Source organism: Streptomyces canus (assembly GCF_030815415.1).
In the GTDB taxonomy this organism is placed as follows: domain Bacteria; phylum Actinomycetota; class Actinomycetes; order Streptomycetales; family Streptomycetaceae; genus Streptomyces; species Streptomyces canus_F.
Map to the genome: position 1 here is coordinate 10200305 of NZ_JAUSWW010000001.1, position 21370 is coordinate 10221674.

At 68.5% G+C, this 21370-nt stretch carries 23 protein-coding genes and 6 pseudogenes; 17 read left to right on the forward strand and 12 right to left on the reverse strand.

Annotation, left to right across the window (positions count from 1 at the left end; all coding sequences use genetic code 11):
* Positions 1-160: 160 nt before the first annotated feature.
* A complete protein-coding gene (locus tag QF037_RS47715; RefSeq protein WP_307036485.1) occupies positions 161-838 on the reverse strand; it encodes a helix-turn-helix domain-containing protein in 678 nt (225 codons plus the stop codon).
* A 174-nt stretch (positions 839-1012) separates the two neighbouring features.
* On the opposite strand from QF037_RS47715, the gene QF037_RS47720 reads away from it, so the two are divergent.
* The 3 genes from QF037_RS47720 (at position 1013) to QF037_RS47730 (ending at position 3322) form a co-directional block, all read left to right on the forward strand.
* Positions 1013-1534: a transposase family protein gene (locus tag QF037_RS47720; RefSeq protein WP_307036487.1), complete on the forward strand. Its 522-nt coding sequence runs from the start codon at positions 1013-1015 to the stop codon at positions 1532-1534.
* Entirely contained in the window at positions 1525-2373 is an 849-nt protein-coding gene (locus QF037_RS47725; RefSeq protein ID WP_307036489.1) for a hypothetical protein, read from the forward strand. Before QF037_RS47720 ends, QF037_RS47725 begins: the two co-directional genes overlap by 10 nt.
* 400 nt (positions 2374-2773) lie before the next feature.
* Positions 2774-3322 carry a TetR/AcrR family transcriptional regulator gene (locus QF037_RS47730; RefSeq protein WP_307036491.1) on the forward strand — a complete coding sequence of 183 codons (549 nt, stop codon included), beginning with the start codon at positions 2774-2776 and terminating at the stop codon, positions 3320-3322.
* Between the two features lie 49 nt (positions 3323-3371).
* On the opposite strand, the gene QF037_RS47735 is transcribed toward QF037_RS47730, so the two are convergent.
* From QF037_RS47735 to QF037_RS51250, 5 genes and pseudogenes are all read right to left on the reverse strand, one after another.
* Positions 3372-3518, reverse strand: a complete 147-nt coding sequence (locus tag QF037_RS47735; protein ID WP_307036493.1) for a hypothetical protein — start codon at positions 3516-3518, stop codon at positions 3372-3374.
* Between the two features lie 311 nt (positions 3519-3829).
* Positions 3830-4867, reverse strand: coding sequence for a hypothetical protein (locus QF037_RS47740; protein ID WP_307036494.1), 1038 nt, complete (start codon positions 4865-4867; stop codon positions 3830-3832).
* Between the two features lie 306 nt (positions 4868-5173).
* Positions 5174-5521, reverse strand: a complete 348-nt coding sequence (locus tag QF037_RS47745; RefSeq protein WP_307036496.1) for a hypothetical protein — start codon at positions 5519-5521, stop codon at positions 5174-5176.
* A 106-nt stretch (positions 5522-5627) separates the two neighbouring features.
* Positions 5628-5888: pseudogene (locus tag QF037_RS47750) on the reverse strand (SDR family NAD(P)-dependent oxidoreductase); the annotation flags it as partial.
* 20 nt (positions 5889-5908) lie between these two features.
* Positions 5909-6154 (reverse strand): hypothetical protein, encoded by a 246-nt coding sequence (locus tag QF037_RS51250; protein ID WP_373463912.1) that lies wholly within the window; start codon positions 6152-6154, stop codon positions 5909-5911.
* 193 nt (positions 6155-6347) lie between these two features.
* Here QF037_RS51250 and QF037_RS47760 point away from each other — a divergent pair.
* Both QF037_RS47760 and QF037_RS47765 read left to right on the forward strand, forming a co-directional pair.
* Positions 6348-6444 (forward strand): annotated as a pseudogene (locus QF037_RS47760) (Ku protein); the annotation flags it as partial.
* A 267-nt stretch (positions 6445-6711) separates the two neighbouring features.
* Positions 6712-7062: a hypothetical protein gene (locus tag QF037_RS47765; RefSeq protein ID WP_307036498.1), complete on the forward strand. Its 351-nt coding sequence runs from the start codon at positions 6712-6714 to the stop codon at positions 7060-7062.
* Between the two features lie 229 nt (positions 7063-7291).
* Here QF037_RS47765 and QF037_RS47770 read toward each other — a convergent pair whose 3' ends face one another.
* The 5 genes from QF037_RS47770 to QF037_RS47790 all read right to left on the reverse strand — a co-directional run bounded on the left by QF037_RS47770 (position 7292) and on the right by QF037_RS47790 (position 9137).
* Positions 7292-7549 (reverse strand): DUF4235 domain-containing protein, encoded by a 258-nt coding sequence (locus QF037_RS47770; RefSeq protein WP_307036500.1) that lies wholly within the window; start codon positions 7547-7549, stop codon positions 7292-7294.
* Entirely contained in the window at positions 7546-8016 is a 471-nt protein-coding gene (locus QF037_RS47775; RefSeq protein ID WP_307036502.1) for a DUF3618 domain-containing protein, read from the reverse strand. The genes QF037_RS47770 and QF037_RS47775 overlap by 4 nt, the downstream gene beginning before the upstream one ends.
* The gene (locus tag QF037_RS47780) at positions 8013-8432 is read right to left on the reverse strand and encodes a phage holin family protein (protein ID WP_307036504.1); all 420 of its coding nucleotides are present in this window, start codon (positions 8430-8432) and stop codon (positions 8013-8015) included. Before QF037_RS47780 ends, QF037_RS47775 begins: the two co-directional genes overlap by 4 nt.
* A gap of 169 nt (positions 8433-8601) precedes the next feature.
* Positions 8602-8967, reverse strand: a complete 366-nt coding sequence (locus tag QF037_RS47785) for a phosphatase PAP2 family protein (protein ID WP_307036505.1) — start codon at positions 8965-8967, stop codon at positions 8602-8604.
* Positions 8964-9137: a hypothetical protein gene (locus tag QF037_RS47790; RefSeq protein ID WP_307036507.1), complete on the reverse strand. Its 174-nt coding sequence runs from the start codon at positions 9135-9137 to the stop codon at positions 8964-8966. Before QF037_RS47790 ends, QF037_RS47785 begins: the two co-directional genes overlap by 4 nt.
* A gap of 195 nt (positions 9138-9332) precedes the next feature.
* Between QF037_RS47790 and QF037_RS51565 the strand changes: the two are divergent.
* The 4 genes and pseudogenes from QF037_RS51565 to QF037_RS47815 form a co-directional block, all read left to right on the forward strand.
* Positions 9333-9455 (forward strand): annotated as a pseudogene (locus tag QF037_RS51565) (IS6 family transposase); the annotation flags it as partial.
* A 355-nt stretch (positions 9456-9810) separates the two neighbouring features.
* Positions 9811-11214 (forward strand): condensation domain-containing protein, encoded by a 1404-nt coding sequence (locus QF037_RS47800; RefSeq protein ID WP_307036509.1) that lies wholly within the window; start codon positions 9811-9813, stop codon positions 11212-11214.
* Positions 11215-11285: 71 nt separating this feature from the next.
* Positions 11286-12364 (forward strand): IS630 family transposase gene (locus QF037_RS51570; RefSeq protein WP_444972124.1). Its coding sequence is split into 2 segments (ribosomal slippage): positions 11286-11787 and positions 11787-12364, totalling 1080 coding nucleotides; the frame shifts between segments, so codons are not numbered across the junction.
* A 103-nt stretch (positions 12365-12467) separates the two neighbouring features.
* Positions 12468-12857 carry a hypothetical protein gene (locus QF037_RS47815; RefSeq protein ID WP_307036513.1) on the forward strand — a complete coding sequence of 130 codons (390 nt, stop codon included), beginning with the start codon at positions 12468-12470 and terminating at the stop codon, positions 12855-12857.
* A gap of 638 nt (positions 12858-13495) precedes the next feature.
* Here QF037_RS47815 and QF037_RS47825 read toward each other — a convergent pair.
* On the reverse strand, positions 13496-15397 hold the full coding sequence (locus tag QF037_RS47825; protein WP_307036515.1) for a sensor domain-containing diguanylate cyclase: 1902 nt from the start codon (positions 15395-15397) through the stop codon (positions 13496-13498).
* A gap of 571 nt (positions 15398-15968) precedes the next feature.
* Between QF037_RS47825 and QF037_RS47830 the strand changes: the two genes are divergently transcribed.
* The 8 genes and pseudogenes from QF037_RS47830 to QF037_RS47860 all read left to right on the forward strand — a co-directional run bounded on the left by QF037_RS47830 (position 15969) and on the right by QF037_RS47860 (position 21341).
* On the forward strand, positions 15969-16277 hold the full coding sequence (locus QF037_RS47830) for a transposase (protein WP_307036517.1): 309 nt from the start codon (positions 15969-15971) through the stop codon (positions 16275-16277).
* The gene (locus tag QF037_RS47835) at positions 16274-16666 is read left to right on the forward strand and encodes an IS3 family transposase (protein ID WP_307036519.1); all 393 of its coding nucleotides are present in this window, start codon (positions 16274-16276) and stop codon (positions 16664-16666) included. The genes QF037_RS47830 and QF037_RS47835 overlap by 4 nt, the downstream gene beginning before the upstream one ends.
* A 101-nt stretch (positions 16667-16767) precedes the next feature.
* A complete protein-coding gene (locus QF037_RS47840) occupies positions 16768-17268 on the forward strand; it encodes a hypothetical protein (protein ID WP_307031197.1) in 501 nt (166 codons plus the stop codon).
* Positions 17262-18813, forward strand: a pseudogene (locus QF037_RS47845) (ISKra4 family transposase). The gene QF037_RS47840 and the pseudogene QF037_RS47845 overlap by 7 nt, the downstream one beginning before the upstream one ends.
* Positions 18814-18827: 14 nt before the next feature.
* Positions 18828-19145 (forward strand): annotated as a pseudogene (locus QF037_RS47850) (transposase); the annotation flags it as partial.
* The gene (locus QF037_RS51255) at positions 19129-19386 is read left to right on the forward strand and encodes an IS3 family transposase (protein WP_373463915.1); all 258 of its coding nucleotides are present in this window, start codon (positions 19129-19131) and stop codon (positions 19384-19386) included. The pseudogene QF037_RS47850 and the gene QF037_RS51255, both read left to right, overlap by 17 nt.
* A 46-nt stretch (positions 19387-19432) precedes the next feature.
* A pseudogene (locus QF037_RS47855) lies at positions 19433-19633 on the forward strand (transposase); the annotation flags it as partial.
* Positions 19634-20078: 445 nt separating this feature from the next.
* Positions 20079-21341, forward strand: a complete 1263-nt coding sequence (locus tag QF037_RS47860; RefSeq protein ID WP_307020561.1) for an IS110 family transposase — start codon at positions 20079-20081, stop codon at positions 21339-21341.
* The last annotated feature ends 29 nt before the right edge of the window (positions 21342-21370 follow it).

Sequence of the window (21370 nt, forward strand, 5' to 3'; positions counted from 1 at the left end):
CGGACACCTTGTCCGGCCGTGCGGAGGGGAAATGGGTGTTTGGCTCTCGCCCCGTAATCCACGAGCCGGGGCGGCGCCCGGGTCCGCGACGGCCGTAACTGGCGCACCTGCCGGTTGCCCCGTGAGACGGCTGCTCCCGGCGCCTTGGCGGGTGGTGGGGTTATCGGCCGTCCCAGTGGGTGACGCCGTGTATGGGGGTGGCGAGGCATCGTCGGAGGGGGGAGAGGGGGGTGGGGCGGGTGGGGCCGAGGGCGTCTTTGAAGGCGGTGAGGAGGTCTTCGACGCGGGTGGATACGGGGTGCGGGTTGTCGGTGGGCTGTTTGGCGGGCGGTGGTGGGAGTGTGTCGGTGGGTGGGGTGGTGGGGGTGGCGGCTTCGGCTTCCCACAGGGGCAGGAAGTAGGTGGGTTCGCCGTCGAGGAGTTGGACGAGGCGGTGGACGTCTTCCCATTCGCCGATGTCGGGGCCGGTGAGGAGGGCTTCGATGTAGTGCTGGTCGAGGTCGCCTCCGCTGGTGACGGAGATGGCCCAGGGGGTGGGGCTGCCGGCGCGTAGGTGGAGGAAGCGCAGGGCGGAGGTGAGGGAGGCGGGGCGGGGCTGGCTGTCGCGGCGGGCGTTGGAGGCTTCCCAGACGCGGCGCAGGACTTCGGGGTCGGCGCCGCAGGCGCGGGCGAGGCGGGCGACCTTGGTCCAGGCGGGGAAGCGTTCGCCGGACATGAGGCGGGAGAGGTAGCTGGGGGACATGTTGGTGCGGGCGGCCAGGGCACGCAGGCTGTAGCCGGAGGCGCGTTGGAGGCTGCTGAGGACGGTGGCGAGGTCCTGGCCGGCGAGGAAGGGCATGGGGGGTGCGGTGCCGGAGGGTGGGGGAGCCGGTGAGCGGGGGCCGCCGGTGTCGCTGGTGTGGTCCCGGCCGGCGGGTGCGGCGGGGGGTGCGGCGGGCCGGGGACGGACCGGTGGACGTCGGTGGGCGGGGTGGGGGTGAGGACGGTGCGTGGGGGAGCGGGGCCGCGGCGGGTGGGCGGCGACCATTTCCTCGGCGCCCTCGCCGACCTGGGCTTCCTCGGCGTGGACAAACCCGACGACCCCGAGGACCTGGTCATCGTCACCGGCTTCAAGGCCACCCGCTACCGCAAACTCACCCCCGGACAGAAGGAGGCGAACCACGTGCTGGCCGCCGGACGGGCCCCAGTCGAGCACGGTTTCGCTCACCTCAAGAACTGGCGCGTGTTGACCAAACTCCGCGCCGATCACGCCCGCGCCACCCAACTCCTGCGCGCCCTGCTCGTCCTGACGAACCTTGAAGTCAGCCGCTGCGACAACGCCGCACGCAATGCGCGACGTTCGTCCGGAGCGTTCCCCCTCTGGCCAAGGATCCCGGGCACGGCATTGACTTGCCAGAACACGGCACCGGTCAAGCGAAAAGGGGCAAGGGCGTGCGCGCACGGGGCATCAACTACGACACCGGATTCCTGCCTGGGGAAGAACTCTCCCGCAAGGGTTTCGTCTCTGAGACAGTCCGCCACGACATGGCGGTGATCTCCAGGGAGCTCCACTGCGACGCCGTTCGTATCTCCGGGCGAGAGCCCGAACGGCTGAGCATCGCTGCCCGGCATGCCGCTGACACGGGCCTTGAAGTCTGGTTCGCCCCCTTTCCCGTGGACCTCCCTCACGGCCAGTTACTCCCGTTCTTCGCCGACTGCGCCCAACGCGCCGAAGCTGTGCGCGAGGCCGGCGCCGACGTGGTGTTCGTCGCCGGCTGCGAGATCAGCGCGTTCTGCGGGGGCTTCATCCCGGGCGACACCTACGGCGAACGCCTGCAGGCCATGGCCGGCGCCGACATGGAGTGGTGGTCCTCCCTCGGACCAGTGCAAGAACGCCTCAATGAGTTCCTCTCCGAAGCCGCCACGACCGCCCGCACGCACTTCGGCGGGCGGGTCACCTACGCCTCGGCGCCCTGGGAGTTCGTCGACTGGCATCCGTTCGACTTCGTCGGCATCGATGCCTACCGGGCTGCCTACAACGCCGACAGCTTCCGGGACGAACTGCGCGGCCACCTCGCCCACGGAAAGCCCGTCGCGGTAACCGAGTACGGAACCTGCGCCTACCAGGGCGCGGGCGAACGTGGCGGCATGGCCTGGCAAGTGCCGCACGGCGCGGCGCCGGACGAGGACGAACAGGCAAGCTACTTCACCGAGCTGCTGGACATCTTCGAAGAGGAAGGCGTGGACACCGCGCTCTGGTTCACCTTCGCCGGCTACAGCAGGCCCAGGCAGCACGACCTTGGCTCGTACGGCGTCGTCCGGGTGCTCGACGAGGCCCGCTGGGAACCGAAGAAGATATTCCACACGATGGCCGCCAGGCACCAACACGGCTGAAGCGTCACGGCCTCCGTTCAGAAAGGGCTGTCGGCGTCAGCCGTAACTGGACACCGAGCGTCACAGAAGGACGGTTCTGGCGCAGCCCGGCAGACGATCCTCTCAGCAGACTGCCGCCCGCGACCAGCACGAGCATCCCGAAAGATCGTCACACCAGCCCTTTGACCTGCGACTTCAAGTTGGCGGAGGCTCGGTAGGTTCAGTAAGTACCCCACGGCCTCCATGATCTCCTCGGCCGGGCACGAGGAGTGCCCCAACGAGATGACGCGCCTTCCGCAACCGTGATGCCTGCTCGATTCACTATGCGGGACTATAATCCCGTTTCTGTGGTGATCCCGGAAGGCTGGTCCACTACAATCGGGACAGTTGTCCCGCTTGGTCGGAAGTCTGAGGGTCTTTGATGCGTGCTGATGCCGAGCGCAACCGCAAGCGTGTGCTGGAGGTGGCGTTGGAGACGTTCGCCGCCGAGGGGCTGTCGGTGCCGGTGGCGGAGATCGCCCGGCGGGCCGGTGTGGGCACAGGGACGGTCAGTCGCCATTTTCCGACGAAGGACTCGCTGTACGAGGCGATCGTGCTGCATCTGGTGGCCGAAATCGTCGACCGGGCCCGGCAACTGGCCGCGACCCGTGATCCGGGCGCAGCGTTCTTCGAGTTCTTCGCCCTGTTGGTCGAGCACAGCGCGGTCAATCTCGGTCTGTCGCAGGCGATGAGCGGGACAGGCTTCGATGTCCACTCGGTGGCCTTGGCTCCCGAGCACAATCTGCTGGCGGTGGAAGAGGAACTGCTCGTCGGTGCGCAGAAGGCCGGCGCCGTGCGGCCGGACGTCGTGCCTGGCGACGTCAAGGCGCTCATGGTCGGCTGTCTGGCCCGGGAGCAGCAGGGCCCCGACCCGGAGGCGCGCAAGCGCATGATCGACCTGGCGTGCGCGGGGTTGCGCGCCCAGCGGTAGCGGCGTCTGCCGACCGCGTCGAGGATCGGGGAAGAGGCGCCCGCTTGCTTCAGTTGCAGGGTGCCATCAGTGTGTCGTCGTCCGGGACGCGGCCCAGGGCCCAGGTGCGCAGGCCGGTACGCAGGTGGTCGCCGAAGACGTGGGCCGACTGCGCGAGAGTCGGCGACTGCGCCTTGAGGCGGTGGTTCAGCGGCATGGTGTCGCGCCGACTCTCGACGTAGTCGAGTAGAACGGCGGTCGGTGAGGTCCACAGTGGCTCGTCGTCGGGCCGGGCCTCCAGCAGGGCGCGCCAGTGGTCGTGTGCTTCCGGGGCCGGGACGGTGGCGTCCTTGCCGGAGCTACAGACCGACGTCGCACGGTGCCGCAGGACGTCCGGATCGTCGAAGGCGTATCTGCCGGCGGAACCAGAACAGGTACGGAGGCGGGCCGTATCGGCCCGCCTCCGTACCTGTCTCGTCTGCTCGACCGTGTCGTCGGCTGCCTGGACGGCACAGCGTGTGGTCGCCGCTACGCGCTCGCCTGCTTGCTGCTGGTCCGGCGGGCCGCGGGGCTGTGGGTGAGGATGCTGCGGAGTTCGGCGGTCTGCTTGTCGATGGCCTGTGGGCCGTTGCCGGTGAGCAGCCGCACGGACGGCTCGTAGGCCGTTTGCGGGGCGGACATGTTGAGGGAGGACGCGACGGTGAAGCCGGCTTCCTTGATGGCCACGTCGACGAAGTAGGACAGTCGGGTCTTCTTGCCGGGGGCGTGCGGGTAGAGAAAACTCAGCGCGAACAGCTCGCCCATCTTGGGGACGGTCGCGATGGGGGCGGCGAGGAACGGATTGTCCTTCACCGGGTAGGCGGCGCCCTGCGCGTCGATGCGCTGCCGGGTGGAGGTCACCCCGATGGGCGCGTGGCAGATCAACGAGACGGTGACGCCGTTCTCCCGGGCTGTGTGGAGGGTTTCGCCGAGCCACGGGTTGTCACGGAAGTCGACCATGGGGGCGTGACCGCCGGGGGTGTGGATGAAGTCGAAGTCGGCGAAGGTGAACGCATCGGCCGCATCGCGGTGGCGCTGGACGAGTTCCTGAAGCGAGTGGAAGGTGGCCTCGGGCAGCTTGTCGAGGCGGCGGATCAGTTCGGGGCGGTACTCGGCGAGCTCCGGTTCGCTGTTGGGCAGTAGTTCGGAGACCGGGATCCGGCCGATGTGCCGCTCCAGCAGCCGGACTTCCTGCTCGCGGCGGGCGACCAGCTCGGGGTGGCGCTGCCGGAAGCTGTTGACGTCGAACGAGCGGCGGCGCTGCTGCCTGCGCAGGGGGAGGGTCTTGGCGCCGATCTTCTCGATGTAGTGCATGGACAGGGCCATGCCGTTGATGTCGAGTTGCGGGGCGTTGCCGTCGGGGGTGGCGAAGGTGAACTCGTAGTCCTTCTCGAACTCCTTGAGCATCTGAGCCATCTCGACCAGGAAGAATCCGGTCGAGATCGATTTGACCTCGGCCGGCTTGGCCAGCGGCAGTTGGCGGCCGGACGAGATGATGATCAGTGCGCGACGCTTGGTGGTGGGCATGACGGGGCTCCCTTCAGTGGGCCTCGATGGCGTGGGACGGGTGGGCCCAGCCAGCCCACTCCTGATTGTGCTGCTGTTGGTTGTGCGGGACGAGTTGCCCGGGCTGCCGGCCGAGAGGTATCCGCAGCGGGGCGGCATGGCGCTTGCGGAAGCAGGTGACGTACGTCGAATTTCGCTGGAGAAGGACCTGCTGCCTGCGGGGGTGAGGGAGCCTGGGCGGGTGTGCCACCCGGGCTCTCTCAGGTGCGGGCGGTGCGGGTGCGCGCCGTGGTGTGGGCGTGTCACGGCCGGGGGGCCGGGCGTTTTCTACTTGCCTTCCGCGGCCTTGGACACGTGCGCCCACTGGGCCCACTCGGACAGGCGCTGCTGGTAGACCTGCGGTGCCATCTGAGTCGGCCCCTCCCCGAAGAACACGCGCAGCGGAGGCTCCTCGGCGTCGACGAGGGTGAGGATCGCGGACTTGAAGCCGACCGGCTCCGGGAGTACGACCTGCGCCCGCCGTGCGGCCATGTTCTCGTGCAGAGCCGCGTACGCGGGATGCGCGTCGGCGATGACGGCGGATGCACCGGACCAGTCGGTGGCGAAGCCGCCGGGTTCGACCAGGGTGACCTTGATGCCGAAGTCGGCAACTTCCTGGGCGAGTGCGTCCGTCATCCCTTCCAGGGCCCACTTCGACGCGTGGTAGGCACCGAGGGTCGCCGAGTTCCTCCACGGCGCCGATCAGGGAGTAACCGGCATTGTTGACCACCACGTCCAGCCGGCCGAACCGCTCCTTGGCCGCCGAGACGGCCTCGAACACCTGCGCACGGTCGGTGACGTCCAGACCCAGCGGCAGGACTGCGTCACCGAACCGCTCGACCAGGTCGGCCACCGCCCTGGTGTCCCGGGCGGTGGCCGCGACCTTGTCGCCGCGCTTCAGGGCGGCGAGGGCGAACTCGCGGCCGAAACCGCGCGACGAACCGGTGATGAACCAGCCCTTGCTCATGACGTAAACCTCCTGTGGGGATGGACGGCCACCCATAAGCGGGACGGCTATCCCGATTAAGTATACGGGATGAACGTCCCGCTTTCGAGTTGGCTGTGGAGGCGGGCGGCGGCAGCGGCCCGCAGCCCCACGCTCAGCGGCCTTGCGCTGATGTGATCTCCTCCGGCGTCACCCTTCGGCTCGCCGCGACCGTCGGGGCCGACGTGGCTCGCGCCCGGAAGGTCCTGTGTCGCCGCGTGCAAGGTCGGCAGTGCGCCGTCCTGGTCGTCCTGGGCGAGGAACTTGCTCGCGATCGGCCCCATGGCGCGGGCGCCCTCGTCTGCTCCGCCCCTGCCTGCAGGGTTCGCGCGACTTGACTGGGTGCAGAGGATGATCAAGATCCATTCCTGCACCGCGCCGCTATGTAAGGCCGACCGTCGTGACCTCGACCGATAGCTGCTCCTGCCTGGCCCGACCGGCGGCCCATTCCGCAGCTATGGATAACCAGGATCACCAGTACTGGTGCAGGCGCTGGACCGGTCGGCGAAGGTAGCGGCCGCCAAGTACGCGTGGTCCGGCAGGGAGCGGCTGGGTGTGCTGCGGGTGCGCGATGACGTGCGGTGCGTGTCTTCGACGGCTCGCGGTGTCGACCGTTTGCCCCGCGACGCCGGTCCTGGTGGCCGTGGGGTGGTCAGGCCGGCCATCGAGGTGCGGCCTGCGGTGACGGAGGTGCCGTGTCCGCGCGGGCAAGGCCAGATGTGCGAGGCAGGTTTCCCTACTTTTGCGGCATTCGGGGGATTGCTGAGGGGCGGTGCAACCGGGCCTGCCCGCCCAGCGACTTCAACGGGCAGACAGACACGCCAAGCAAGGGAGATCCGCGGTGAACGCATACAGTGACACGCTCGTCCCGGCCCAGGACCTTTGGCCCATCTGCGACCCGTACGCCCCCGCTGCGCTGGACCCCGACGCTGGCCGGGCCGGCGTCCGCGAAGGCGGCGACTACCTGCTGCCGCCCCCCGAACCGGCTCAGCGCCTGAACATCCCCCTCGGCCCCGTCGACCGGCGCCGACTGGACCTGTGTGCCGCACTCACCATCCGCGGCATCGCGCCGCTTCCCGGCGACCAGCACGCCGTGGACGCCATCAGCTCGCTCGGCGACGCGGTGACCGCCGCCGTCCTGCGCTGGGTAGCCCATCCCACCGCATTTGCCTCTGCGCCCTCATCAGCATGAGGTCCCAGAATGCGCCGGCGAGTGCCTCGCATGCCGCTTCGCCGTCGGTGTGACCCGGGGCGGCTGGTGGCTGGGTGAGGGTGCAGGATGCGCCAGAGCGAGCGGCCGCTGCGCCTCTCATCCGACGAGCACACGGCCCCGATCGGGGGAGGCGCGCTCATGGCCGCCCGCCATCGCGCGCTGGCGGTGCATCTTGGCGTCGAACTCCAGGGCCAGTCGAGGGGTCGGGTCAGCCTGGCCAGGTGCCGGTCAGCCGGCGAGTGGCGGTGGCGCCGCCGCGGTCGACGGCGGCTTTGACGCCGGCGAAGATTGCTCCCTGCAGGACGGCTGCCGACAGGATCTCGCGCCAGGTGCGGTGCTCGTCGGGGGCGTCCTCGTCGTGTCCGAGCTTCTTCCAGACCTGCTTGAACACCGCACCGGCCAGCACGCCGCTGATGGCGCCCATGGCCATGCCGACCGGCTTGTAGGCGATCTTCGAGGCTTTCATCGGTGCCTCCTGGCGCGGCGGATGAACACCAGCGCGATGAGTACGCCTGCCGCGGCGAGCAGCGGGGTGCGGTTGGCGCGTGCCGCCTGTATGCCCTGGCTGGCCTTCTCGCGTACCGGCTCCGGAGCCTTCTCCCGGGCCAGCTCCCCCACGTGTACGGCCTTGTTGCGGGCCTGCTCGGTGGCCGCGGCGGCCTTGGCGCGCACCGGCTCCGGGGTCTTGTCCTGCACCAGGTGGGCGGCGTGCGTTGCCTTGTCCCGCAGCTGGGCCCTGACGTGGGTGGTCTTCTCGGCGGCCTGCTGCTTGACGGCCGTCGTCTTCTCGCGGGCGCGGGTCTTGACGTCGGTCCTGGCCGCGAGCGCCTCGACGGTCTCGCCGCGTTCCTCGCGGTCCGCCTCGACCTGCTCGCGCAGTTCCTCGGGGGAGGGTGTGGCCTCATCGCCGGTGTGCGGCTTGTCCTGGGTCATCGCTGTGCCCTCTCCTTGATCTCGGCTACATCGGCCTTGACGCTGTCCACGGTCTGCTCCGGCGTCGGCGGGGACGCCTTGCTGATCTGCTGCTTGCCCAGCGCCGCCATCAGCGCGGTGACGGCGGCCAGGGCGGCGGTGACGATCAGCGCCGCCACCCACACATCCATCACGAGCGAGAGCGCGGCGATCACGGTGGCCACCAGTGCCTGCAGAGTGAGCACACCCACCAGGCTGGCGCCGCCGAACAGGCCACCGCCCTTGCCGAACCGCTTGCCCTTCTGGGTCATCTCCGCCTGCGCCAGGCGCATCTCGTCGCGGACCAGCTGCGACAGCTGCTGCGAGGCACGCTGAACCAGGTCGCCGACCGGTTCCTGCGCTCCGCCGCCGGTGCGGGGGGAGCCTTCTGCTGGCATGGGTGCTCACCTGTCCTTCGTCGGCGTTTTGCGGCAGGTCCTGCGATGTTCGGTATCCGTTGGTGCTCGCCAGGGGTCTGGGCTGCCCCCGGTTGGCGACCAATCGGCGATCTCCTTCCACCGTCTGATCGCGTGCCCGAGTACCCCGGCAGCGACGCATCACCGCTCGTCAGAGCACACGTCGCCACAGCAGCCGCGGTGCGGCCCGCACCGGGGCAGCCGCCGCCAGCCCCAGGGCGCCACCCGCGGCCACGTCGGAGGGAAAGTGCGCACCGCTGTGCACCCGTGCCGCGGCCACGGTCACCGCCGACACCGCACAAGCGGCACCGGCGGCCGGCCACACCGGAATGACGGCACCGGCGAAAGCGAAGGCGGCAGCCGTGTGCCCGGAGGGAAAGGACACCCCGGCCGCCGCCCACCACACCTTGGTGTGCTCCGCCGCCTCCTCCACCGCAGGGCGCGGGTCGACCCGGCGCCGCCCGTAGGCATAGATGCCGGCATAAGCGGGATTGTGCAGCAGGGTCTGCAGCGTCATCCGGTTCGGCCTTCGCCATTCCAGGGTGCCCTTGTCGGCCCCTCACGCAGCCGGATGCCCAACTGGATGTCATCCACGAGATAGCGCAGGACACCGTGCAACGTGCCGAGCCGTTCGAACTGCGCGAAGACCAGGCGGATCACGGTCTGCACCTGTTCGTCCGGGTCCAAAGTCACCTCCCCGGACGGGCGGCGGATGTAACCGCTGGGCAGGGGGAAGGCCAGGACCGACAGGGCCCGGGATGACTACCAAGATGCCCTGCCTACCAAGAGGCCCTGCCTTCATGCCCGCAGCCGCCGGCAACCACCCGATCGAGACTCCCGTTCGACGCACACCCCTCAAGATCGGAACGACAACAGCTACTCAGCGGCATCTCAGCCCACTTCCGCCCTCGCCGCCACCTGCTCACAGCCCGTGACTACCGCACCGAAATGACCCACCGTTTCACCACCTGGCGCCAGGCCACCGGCTGTGCAGCCACAGCCTGAAGCCAACCGGCCCAGCGGGTCCGCATGCCTCAACCCGCCCCCAGCCTCACAAGTTGACAGAGCCGTTCCGACACCACCACAGCGTTCCTTGCCGCACTCACCGGCCACTGGCACCGCAACGCCCGTAAGCCCGCACCCCCCCGGCGCCCCAGGACTGCGCGCCTACCAGCACCGCGCTGCCTCAGCCGGCCTTGCGATCCTCGGCCACCGCCTGAGCTAAAACACCCCGTTCGGGCACCGAGCAGCCACCCGTTCTATTGAAATCTCGGCCCACCGTCCTGTTGCGGCGCATCCCGGGTGCATACACGGTGTTTCCTTGATCGGATCTGTCTTCTGTCCGTACTGGAGCCGCCTCATGCGCATCACCGACCTCCACCGCTGCGGGGTCCGGCCCGGACGTCTCGTGGAGTGGACGTTGTCTCCCGCGACCCTCGCCGTGGCGGCCGGTCTGGCGCAGGATTCCCGGCCGCCGGCGTACATCCAGGAGGGGCACATCAGGACCGCCAAGGCCGTACGCGAGAGGGGCGTGATCCAGCCGACCTGGATCGGCCTCGCATTCGACCTTCCCGGTCCGGTCGATCTCGAGGCACTGCAGGACGCCCTGCAGACCTGGACCGTCCGGCACGAGACGCTGCGCAGCGGGTTCCGCTGGGACGGCGACACGCTGTGCCGCTTCACGCTCGACGGCGGAGACGTGTCACTGCGGCGCGAGGTGGCAGGCGACTTCCCGGACGCGGGGGAGCTGGTCCGGCATCTGCGGGACCGTTTCGATGCCGCGACCGACGCGCTCAGCTGGCCGAACTACCTGTACACCGCCGTGGTCCGGGACGACTCCACCAGCGTGTACATGGCCTTCGACCATATCAACGTCGACGCGTACTCCCTGCAGAATCTCCCAGCCGAGATCGACGAGCTCTACACCACGGCCGTCGACGGCTGCGAGGTGCGGCACGGGCCGGCGGCCAGCTACATCGACTTCTGCGAGATCGAACGGGCGGACGCGGACCGGGCCGACGTGGATCATGACATGGTCGCCCGCTGGCGGGACTTCATCCGGCGCTGCGACGGCAGACTGCCGAGCTTCCAGATCGACGTCGGGCACGAGCCCGACGGACGGATGCCGCAGCAGACGATAATCTGCGAGATGCTCACGAGCCCCGAGGACGCCGCCGCGTTCGAGGCGTACTGCCGGCCGTACGGCGGCAGCCTCGTCGGCCTGCTCGCCGCCAGCGCCCTGCTCATCCACAAGCTCGCCAAGCAGCCCGTCTTCCGCACCATCGTGCCGTTCCACACCCGGGTGAGGTCGCAGTGGTCCGGCTCCGTGGGCTGGTACGTCGGCAACGCGCCCGTCGAGATCGCCGTCGACCGGGCACACGACTTCACCGGTGCCCTGAGAGCCGCCCGCGACAACCTGCGGGTCAACAAGCGGCTGGCCCGCATGCCCCTCGACCGCGTGCTGACCCTGATCGGCCCGGAGTTCCGCCCTACCTCACCCGATCTGTACTCCGGTTTCTCCTACATCGACGCCCGTCTCTTCCCGGGTGCCGAGCGTTGGGCGGAGATGCGGGCCAGCTGCCTGCTCCGGGTATCGCGCGGCGACCAGACGGGCGTCTGGGTCAGCCGGCTCCACGAGGGCCTGCACATCACCACCCGTCATCCGGACAACGACATCGCGGACAAGAACATGCGCCTGTACGTCGAGCGCCTGCGCGGCCTCATCACCTCCGTCCCCACGAGCGGATCGCTGGATAAGTACTGACTTCGGCTCGTCAGGGTGAACCTTGGCGAAGCTTCTGATGGGCTCGGAGTGGTGGCTGTATCCCGTGGTGTGTGAGATATGGCGATGGGGGCGGGTTGACCGCTGCGGGGCGTCGGCGCCGGGAGTCGGTACGGATGCAGGCGGCTGAGTTGTTCGAGCAGGAGATCAAGCCGCCGGAGGTCGCACGGCGCCTGCGAGTGAGCCCGAAGTCGGCTTACCAGTGGCATCAGTTGTGGCGGGACGGTGGCGTGCGGGCTCTGGCCTCCCGTGGGCCGAGTGGATCCCGTTGCCGACTGTCGCCACGCTGTCTGGAGAAACTGGCCGCGTACCTCGATGAGGGCCCGGCCGCCCACGGCTGGGTGGAGGACCAGGTGTGGACCGCGGCGAGGGTGGCCACGCTGATCGGCAGGAAGTTCCACGTCTGCTACAGCGTCTCCGGAGCTACCCGGTTGATGCACCGGCTCGGCTTCAGTCCGCAGGTCCCCGCACGCAGGGTGGCAGAACGCGACGAGCAGGCCGTCACTGCGTGGAAGGAGGTGACCTGGGCCGAGGTAAAAGAGCCCGGGCGGCCTGCGGGGGCTACATCTGCTTCGAGGATGAAGCAGGGTTCACCCGAAAGCCGCCCCGAGGCCGGACCTGGGGCCGGCGCGGGCGCACCCCGGTCGTGACCGTCAGCGGGCGCCGCTCTGGGCGTCTGTCGGTGGCCGGGCTGATCGCGATGCGGCCGGGCTCGCGGACCCGGCTGTGCCACCGGCTGCGCACCCACCGAGCCGGCAAAGGAAAGCGCCGCAGCATGGGCGAGCGGGACTTCATCGCACTCGTCGACGGCGTCCACCAGCTCGTCAGGGCACCGATCGTGCTGGTCTGGGACCGCCTGAACACCCACGTCTCCCACGCCATGCGCGAGCTGATCGCCGAGCGCGAGTGGCTGACGGTATTCCTGCTGCCCGCCTACTCACCCGACCTCAACCCCGTCGAGTGGGTATGGGCACACGTCAAGCACAGCCTGGCCAACCTCGCCGTTGTCGCTCTCGACCGTCTCGAGGCACTCGTCCGCAACCGGCTCAAACGCCTTCAGTACCGGCCCGACACCCTCGACGGCTTCATAGCCGGAACCGGCCTGACCCTCGACGAACCCGCGTCACCTTGACGAGCCGAAGTCAGTAATCATCAGTGGCAAGCGGCTCGACCTGGACGTCGCAACGGCGGTGAGTTACGCGCTGCTGTTGGCCGTTCTCTGCGCCTCCAGGCCGGTGACCGAATACCCACAGTCCGCGATCGTCCGCCCCCGGGACCCGCTGCGCGCGGAGTTCCGCCTCGGCTTGGCGACCATGCTGGTCGCCTCACTCGCGCTGGGCGCTCTCCTGTCGCAGGTCTTCCAGTCGTGGTGGGGCTACGGCTACGGCGCCGGCATCATCGGACTTCCCGCCTTCGTCTTCGCTGTCCGAGGCTGCCGACGCTTCCTGGCATTCCGCCTGGACACACCTGGACTGCCATGGCGACTTGGCCCGTTCCTGGACTGGTGCACCGACACGGGAGTCCTACGGGTGGAGGGCCGTGCTTACCAGTTCCGGCACAGGGAACTGCAGGATTGGCTGGCGGCGAGACCACAGCCGTCCTCCACCCCTGCCGACGGCAACTGAATTCCGCTCAGGTCGGCTGAGGGCCGTCCTGGCGCGCAACTCGGCTGTTATGCCAGGTGCAGCGGCTCGCGCATCATCGAGGCGAACACGGGGGAATCGGCGAACGGCTGCTGCTCACCGATCTTCTCGTACCCCCAACGCTCGTAAACGGCTTGGACCTTGCCGTCTCCAGCCTTCCTCCTACAACCCGGCCCACAACAATCCGCGCCTGCAGCAGGCCTGACGGTGTATCCGCAGCTCACCACCCCTGAACAGGCATGGTCTGCAGCCCGACATCCCCTCTGCTCACCCCCACGCCCCCGATGAGACAAGGAGAAGGGAAGGGCGGGGACGGGTGGGGAGCGCCTCGGGGGATCGGGGCGCCGTCCGTCTCCTGGTTGCGCGTCGGCGGGGCCTCCGCGCTCGAGCGCCGGGCACAGCCAGGCACCACAGAGGAAGGGGGCCGCGGGGTGGCGGGCCTCGTTGCCTGTCCGTTGAGCCCGAGCGGGAGGCTCAGGTGCGACGCTCCATCAGCTCGGTTCGTCCCGTGACAGAGACAGCCGCTGTCCTGAGGCCGGCGAAGACGGCAGCCGCCTTCAGGCGCCCGAGACAAGGTGGCCCGCGGCGACGGTGTGGACGACAGCCGATTCGCCTTGCGATCAACCGTCTTGCTGCTGTGGGACCGCCGTGCCGCCGCACTGGGGGTGCTCGGTAGGGTGATCACCGGTTGTGGCAAGCTGCAGCGCTTGCGTCTGGCTCTGGCCGTTGTACTGGTTACCCATGGCCGATCCGGCGGCAGGCACGCAGGGTCGCGCCGCTGATCGGTCCTGACAGTCGCCCTGATGGGCCGGCGGCAGGTCTTGCGCAGCCGGTTCGTCTGACGCCTGGAGGGGAATGGCCGCCCGTTGGGCCTCGGGTGATGAACTGTTGCGGTTTGGGTGTGGTTGGGGGATGTGCATGCGGATGCGTGCTTTGCCTGCTCTTTTTGCTTCGTATATGGCTTTGTCGGCTTGGTTGAGGAGTTCGTCCGGTGTGACGCCGGGGCGGGCTACTGTCATGCCGATGGAGGCCGAGACGAGCGCCTCTTTGCCTGCGATCTCGTAGGGTTGTGCCAGGGCGGAGAGGATTCGCTCGGCGACGTCTCTGGCCTGCGGGGGGTGGGTCCCGGCCTCTCCCTCCAAGAGGGCGGCGAACTCGTCACCGCCGAGGCGGGCTACGGTGTCTTCGGCCCGTACGGATGCCTGGAGCCGACGTGCGGCGTGGACCAGGAGAGCGTCGCCGACCGCGTGTCCGGCCGAGTCGTTGACGGCCTTGAAGCCGTCCAGATCCACGAAGAGCACTGTGGGTGGGGCTGTGCGAGTGGTCCGTTTCCGCAGGGCGTGCGCGACTCGGTCGGCGAAGAGGGCCCGGTTGGGCAGTCCGGTGAGCGCGTCGTGGAAGGCCAGGTGCTCGAGTTGTTCCTGCAGGGCGAGCCGTTCGGTCACATCGCGACTGCTGAAGATCATTCCCTCGGTGTGGTGGCTGACTGTCGATTCGACGTGGCGCCAACGTCCGTCGGCGTGGCGGACCCGGCAAGACACGCGGCGGCCCGGGCCGCGGACGCCTGATGCGGCTTCCTGCCGCAGCGCCTCGACTGCCTGCATCAGCGGCATCACGTCCTCGGGGTGGCAGTACAGGGGCAGGCGGGCACCCAGCAGGTCCTCAGGCCGGTAGCCGAAGACGTGGTAGGCAGCAGGACTGACGTAGCGGACGCCGCCGTCCGGGCTGACGATGGTGATCACGTCGCAAGTGCCGTCGACCAGGGTGCGGTAATGAGCCTCCCGGGTGGTGGCTTCATGGGTGATACGCAGGTGGTCGGCGTGGATGACGCCTTGCCGGATACCAAGCGCGACCAGCAGCGAGCCCGCCAGGACCATGAGGGCCATGCCGGTTTGGCCGCCGACCATGGTGTGGACTGCCAGGGCCAGGGCACAGACGGCCACGGGCACGAAAGCGGCCACGACTCCGACGACGGGCATGAGGTGTTGGCCCACGTCCACGACACTGGTGCCTCCGGCCAGCCATGGGGCCACGGCGATGAGAACCAGGCCAGTGATCGAGCAGGCCGCCGCGCAAGGAATGCCGTACCAGGTGCCGGGGGCCGGCATGAGGATGCGCAGCATGTCGCTTGCAGACAAAGCAACGAGGGCCAGGGCACCCACCGTTGTCGATGTGCGCTCAGGAGGCTTCAGCGCGTAGCGCAGTGCCACCAGAAGTCCGAAGACCAGGATGTCCGTCACCACGCGTGCCAGATCCTGCAAAGAACCGAACGCATCGCCGCTTCGGTCGGCGCGATGCAGCAGCAGCACCCAGCCCACGGTGAGCAGGGAGCCGGCGATCACCCATCCATCCAGGACTCGCCGCAGCCAGATCAGCGTCGTGCCGCGGTCCGCAACTGCGAGCACCAGTCCCGCGACCGCCACCAACAGAGACAAGACGATTCCGGTGACCGCCAGCAGCTGGAGGACGAAGTGGACGCCACCAACGGGCTTTCCTCGAGAGGGAGAAAGCTGACTGACCACGAGGTGGTGAAGGCCACCCGCTGCCGCAGAACCCGCAAAGAGTACGAGGCGAAGACGCACCCGTCCGGCGGCCTCCCTGGCACGCCCAAGGAGAGACAGGACGGCCAGACCATACGCAGCCGGCACTCCTACAACGACTGGGATGTACAGCGCCGCTGTCGCGCCCGCGCTCACTGCGGCGGCAAGCACAAATCCCAGCCACAGAGTCATGCCCCGCCCACAGACTGCCGATGACCAGCCGATACGAACGGCGCGCAACGAGCCCCAGCAGTTGACCTTGCTCAGCCTCACGCAAACCCCCGACGGTCATCAAGCCCAAAGAGGACAGGCACACCGTGTCCGGTCTGCTCCAGTCGAGAAGAGGATAGGAGCATGTCTAGCGGATATCCCTGTTAAAGGTAGTAAGTTCACCTGAAGAAAGGGTTTACCTCCCTGACACCCTGCCAGTTGCTATTCAAACCGCGCTCCATGGCGCCTCGCGGCAGCCAGGAAACGTGGACGGTGAGGTTCCCCCGAGATGCGGAGGAAGTTGACAGCGGGTCAGATGGGACTCATGAGAGGACCTGTGACCATGGCTGCACCCCGGAAATACTCGCTCGAGTTGCGTGAGCGTGCGGTACGGATGTACCGCACCACCGAGCCGAAGCCGCAGATCAAGAAGCTGGCCGTCGACCTCGGCGTGCACCCCGAGGCCCTGCGCGGCTGGATCCGCCAGGCCGAGGCGGACGCCGGCGAACGCGACGACCGTCTCACCACCGACGAACGCGCCGAGCTCGCGGCCCTGCGCAAGGAGAACGTCCAGCTCAAGCGGGCAAACGACGTCCTGCGGACGGCCTCGGCTTTTTTCGCGGCGCAACTCGACCCGACCCGGCCCAGGTGACGGCGCTCGTTGACGAGCATCCCCGCCTGGGAGTCGAGTGCGTCCTGCGGGAACTGCACATCGCCTCCTCCACCTACTACCGCTGGCGCCGCGCGGAGAAGGAGCCGTGCGAACGGCGGCGCCGCGACGTCGAACTGACCGAGCGGATCAAGGAGATCCACGCGGAGTACGGCGGCAATTACGGTTCGCCGCGCGTGCACGCCGTCCTCAAACGCGAGGGCGTCTGCGTGGGCCGCAAGCGGGTCGAGCGCCTGATGCGCGAGGCCGACATCGCGGGGATCAGCCCGCGGCGCAAGGGCTTCACGCGCCGCGATCCCAAGGCCAGCCTCGCCCCGGACCTGGTCAACCGGGACGGGTGCAGATCTTCCGAGGGTGCCTCGTTGGGGTGATTCGCAGAGGTTCGGGATGTAGCTGGTCGTGCCGACTCCTACCGTCGCCGGGGTCGAGCCCGCCGTGAGGCGTGCGGGTGCTGAGCGAGGGTGGGTGTGATGTGCCGTCGTTGATGGAGGCGTTGGAGGCCAGGCGGGCTGAGGTGCTGGGCGAGGCCGAGCGGCTGCGTGAGCAGATCGCCGGTCTGTCCGAAGAGTTGTCGCGGGCCGAGGAGCGGCTGGCGCGGTTGCAGATCGCGCGCGAGACGGTGGAGGAGGTGCTGGCCGCGCCGTCTTCGCCGGTGCCGGACGCGGAAGCCGCGGGTGGGGGTGCGGACGCCGCGGGTGGGGGTGCCGGCGGGGTAGCTGTGGCGTTGGTGAAGGCCGAGGCAGGGCTCGACGTGACGGTGATGTCGCCGGAGTACCAGGGGATCATCGCTTTGTTCGCGACCTCGGGGGCGGCGATGCGCTGCAAAGAGGTCTGCCAGCACCTGGGTCTGGGGACCGAGCCGCGGCATGTCGAGGGGATGCGCTCGAAGCTGAAGAGGCTCGTGGAGCGCGGGATCCTGGCGGAGCCTTCGTCCGGGCTGTTCAAGGTCGACGGCAGGAAGCAGGGATGGTGAGCGTGGTGGGGCCGGCCCAGGCTTCGCTCGCAGAGTGTGAGGACGCCTTCGCCGCCTCGGCGAGTCTGTTCGCCGCGGCGTGCGCGGAGCTGGCGGCCCCTCAGGCGGCGGTGATGACACATGCACAGTTGGAGGATCTGCTGGGTGCGCGGATGCGCGAGGTCACCCGGCAGTTGTTCCAGGACCACCTGACCCTGCGGGCCAGGGACGAGGTGCGCCGTGAGGAGGTCGTGGACGCCGCCGGTGTCGGACGCTCAAGGATCGAGCGGGGTCGGCACCGGATTCTGGCCACGGTGTTCGGCAAGGTCACCGTGGTCCGGATCGCCTACCGCGGCGCGGGCGTGGCGGACCTACACCCGGCCGACGCGTTACTGAACCTTCCAGACGCAATGCACTCGCACGGGCTGGCCAGGCTCGCCGCGATCGAGTCCGCCCGCGGCAGTTTCGCCGACGCCTGCGAGCGGATCAACGCCGTCACCGGCTCCGGAATCGGGCACCGGCAGGTCCAGGAACTCGCCGTCGGCGCCGCAGTCGACATCGACGCGTTCTACGACGCCGTCGTGCCGGCTCCCTGCACCGACACCACGCCGCTGATCTTGTCGGTCGACGGCAAGGGCGTGGTGATAAGACCCGAAGCACTGCGTGAGGACACCGCGAAGGCTGCAGCCGCCAAGGGAGGCAACGCGATGAAGACCCGGCTGGCGTCCGGGGAGAAACACGGCAGGAAACGGATGGCCACCCTGGGAGCCGTCTACGATGCCGAGCCCGCGCCGCGCACGGTGGACGACATCTTCGCCGACCCCGACCGGCAAGACGACGCCGGCCACGGCGCGGCGCCCGAGCGCCGCCAGGGGCCGAAGGCCCGGTCGAAGTGGTTGTGCGGTTCGGTGACCGACACCGCCGTGCAGGTGGTGTCGGCCGTGTTTGACCAGCGCGGAGCACCGCGACCCCGGCCACCGCCGTTGCTGGGTCGTCCTGGTCGACGGGGCCCGCCATCAGATCGACCTCATCAAGGCCGAAGCGCGGCAGCGCGGCGTGGACGTCCACATCATCGTCGACCTGATCCACGTGCTCGAATATCTGTGGCGAGCGGCCTGGTGCCTGCACGACAGCGGCGATGCCTCCGCCGAGAGCTGGGTCGCCCGTCACGCCCGCGTTCTGTTGGGCGGCGGCGTGCAGCAGACCGTCGCCGCACTCGAGGAAGCCGCCCGCGCCGCCGGACTGCGTGGCGCCCAGCGCAAGGGCATCGACGAGGCCGTGAACTACCTATCCGGCAAGGCCGAGCACCTGCGCTACGACACCGCCCTTGAACGCGGCTGGCCGATCGCCACCGGAATCATCGAGGGAGCATGCCGGCACCTGGTCAAAGACCGCCTGGACATCACCGGCGCCCGCTGGGGCCTGTCCGGAGCTGAAGCCGTGCTCAAGCTGCGTGCCGTCCGCGCCAACGGCGACTTCGACGCCTACTGGACCTGGCACCAGCAGCAGGAGTTCATCCGCAACCACCAGACGCGCTACCGCGACCAGGTCATACCCACCGCCTGATCGACAGCACCCTCATTGGATCTGCACCCAACCGGGACTTCACCGCACCGGCGCCGAACCGGTTGTGGGTCACCGACCTCACGATGGTCTCCACCGGCGAGGGACCGTTGTGGCTCTCCGCGATCAGGGACGCCTTCTCCCGCCGGGTGGTCGCGTGGGAGACCTCCGACCGCGCGGACGCCGACCTGGTCCTGACCACGCTGGAGTACGCGCTCGCGTCCCGCGAGGTCGAGCCGGGCAAGCTCATCCATCACGCCGACCACGGCTGTCAGTACACGTCCATCAAGCTCACAACTCGGCTGATGCGAGCGGGAGTTGAGGCATCCATGGGCTCCGTCGGGGACTCGTACGATAACGCCCTCGCGGCGAACCTCTGGATGCTCATCAAAAAACGAGGGTCTCCGTGGCCGCACTTTCACCACGAGGGCCGAGGCGAATCTCGCGCTCTTCGAGTACATCGACGGCTTCTATAACTCCCGCCGCATCCAGGAGCGGCTCGGCTTCCTCAACGCCGAGCAGGCGACGGCCGAACCAACGAATCTGAACACCCGTCAACCCCTGCTGACCAGCTGATCAGCGGTTCCCGCACGACGGGGGAACCTCAGATCGACAGTCCTGCACCGGCTATGCCGACGGGCGAGGACGCCACTTTATCCTGATGACTCGCCCGCTGCAGGAGATCCAGAACCGTGCACGCATCGAACAGGAAACTCTTGCCTGGCGGGCCCGCTACGCGATGCGCGCAGGCTGCGAGGCCACCGTCTCCGAGACCGTCCACGCCCATGGCCTGCGCCAATGCCGCTACCGAGGGCTGGCGTAGTGCACGTGCAACACGTCCTCACCGCCGCCGGGGCCAACGTCGTCCGACTCAGCGGATACTTTCCACCCGGAACTGCACCCCCCAGAGCCGCGCGGCCCCTCACCCCGTTTCAACGGCTCTGCCAGAACAGCACCGCACAACGCGGCAGTTGACCAACCTCACCAAAGATCGCCAACAGCGTCCGAAAATCTTGCCAGGAACGGGGATGGCTGCGCTGATCACCTCGGGTGAGAGAAAATGGGGTGGGTGCCCCGGTCACGCCGATGGCTCTGCGATGCCGGTGAGCTCGTTTGTCCAGGATGGCAATGGGGGTCGCGCTGGGGACCACGGTTTGTTGCCAAGGCAGTGATCCGCTGCCGGGAGCACGCGTGTCAGATTCCGCTTCTTTCCCTGATCCCTCCGGGGTTCCCGCCAGGTTTTCGCTACGGGTGTTCAGGAGCGGGCGATGAGTCGGCAGGACGTGAAGGACGAGGTCATCCATCTGCGGTCCGCGGGAGTGGACCTGGGCAAGCGGTTCCTGCTCGCCTGCGTGCGAACGCCCAGTACGACTCGGGCGGGAACATGGAGCCTGGAGACCGAACGGTTCGGCACCACCCGGTCCGAACTACGTCGGCTCCTGGCCTGGCTGGTGGAACGCCAGGTCGACGTGGTGGTCATGGAAGCAACGGCCGACTACTGGCGCGGGGTCTACTACCTGCTACAGCCGCAGCTGAACCTGATGCTGGTCAATCCCTCTCACCTGAAGGGGATCAGGGGCCGCAAGAGCGATCCGAGCGACGCCGCGTTCCTGGCCCGGGCCGGCGCGTCGGGAATGGTGATGGCGTCCTTCGTCCCCGGCCGCATGGTGCGGGAACTGCGTGACCTGACCCGGCGCCGCACCGAACTCCTGCGTTCTGCGGGTCGGGAGATCCAGCGGCTGGAGAAGGAGCTGGAGGACACCGGGATGAAGCTCACCTCCGTGCTGACCGATGTGGCCGGGAAGACCGGACGGACGATCCTGGCAGCCCTGGTCGCCGGTGAACGCGACCGTGAACGCCTTGCGGATCTTGCCGTCGGCAAGGCCCGTGCCAAGATCCCCGCCCTGATCGAGGCACTGGACGGCGACTTCACCGACCACCACGCCTTCATGGTCCAGCACTACCTGGACGAGGCGGACCGGTTCAAGGAGACGGTCGCTGTCTTCGACACCCGTATCGCCACCCTGCTTAGCGAGCACGAGCACGACCTGGACCTCCTGGACACTGTTCCCGGCATCGGGCGCATGGCGGCAGAGATCGTCTTCGCCGAAACCGGCGGAGACATGAGCCAGTTCGCCACGGCCCATCACCTCGCCTCCTGGATCGGGGTCTGCCCGGGGCAGAACGAGTCGGCAGGGGTGAACAAGTCCGGCCGGACCCGGCACGGCAACACCAATCTCAAACGCGTGCTCGGAGTCGCCGCGCTGGCCGCCATCAGAAGCAGGGACACCTATCTCGCCGTGTTCTTCCGCCGGATCTCGGCACGGCGAGGTGGCAAACGGGCACTGGTCGCGGTCATGCACAAGATCGCCATCGCTGTCTGGCACGTGCTCCACGACCACGTCCCCTACCTCGAACTGGGCGCGGACTATTTCACCCGCCGCGATCCAGCACGCGCCATGCGCCGCATGCTGAAGGAAGCCAACACTCTCGGCCTGACCATCCGCTTCGAACCCGTCGCCACGGCCTGACCACCGAGCTCAACCGCAGGTTCTTTTCG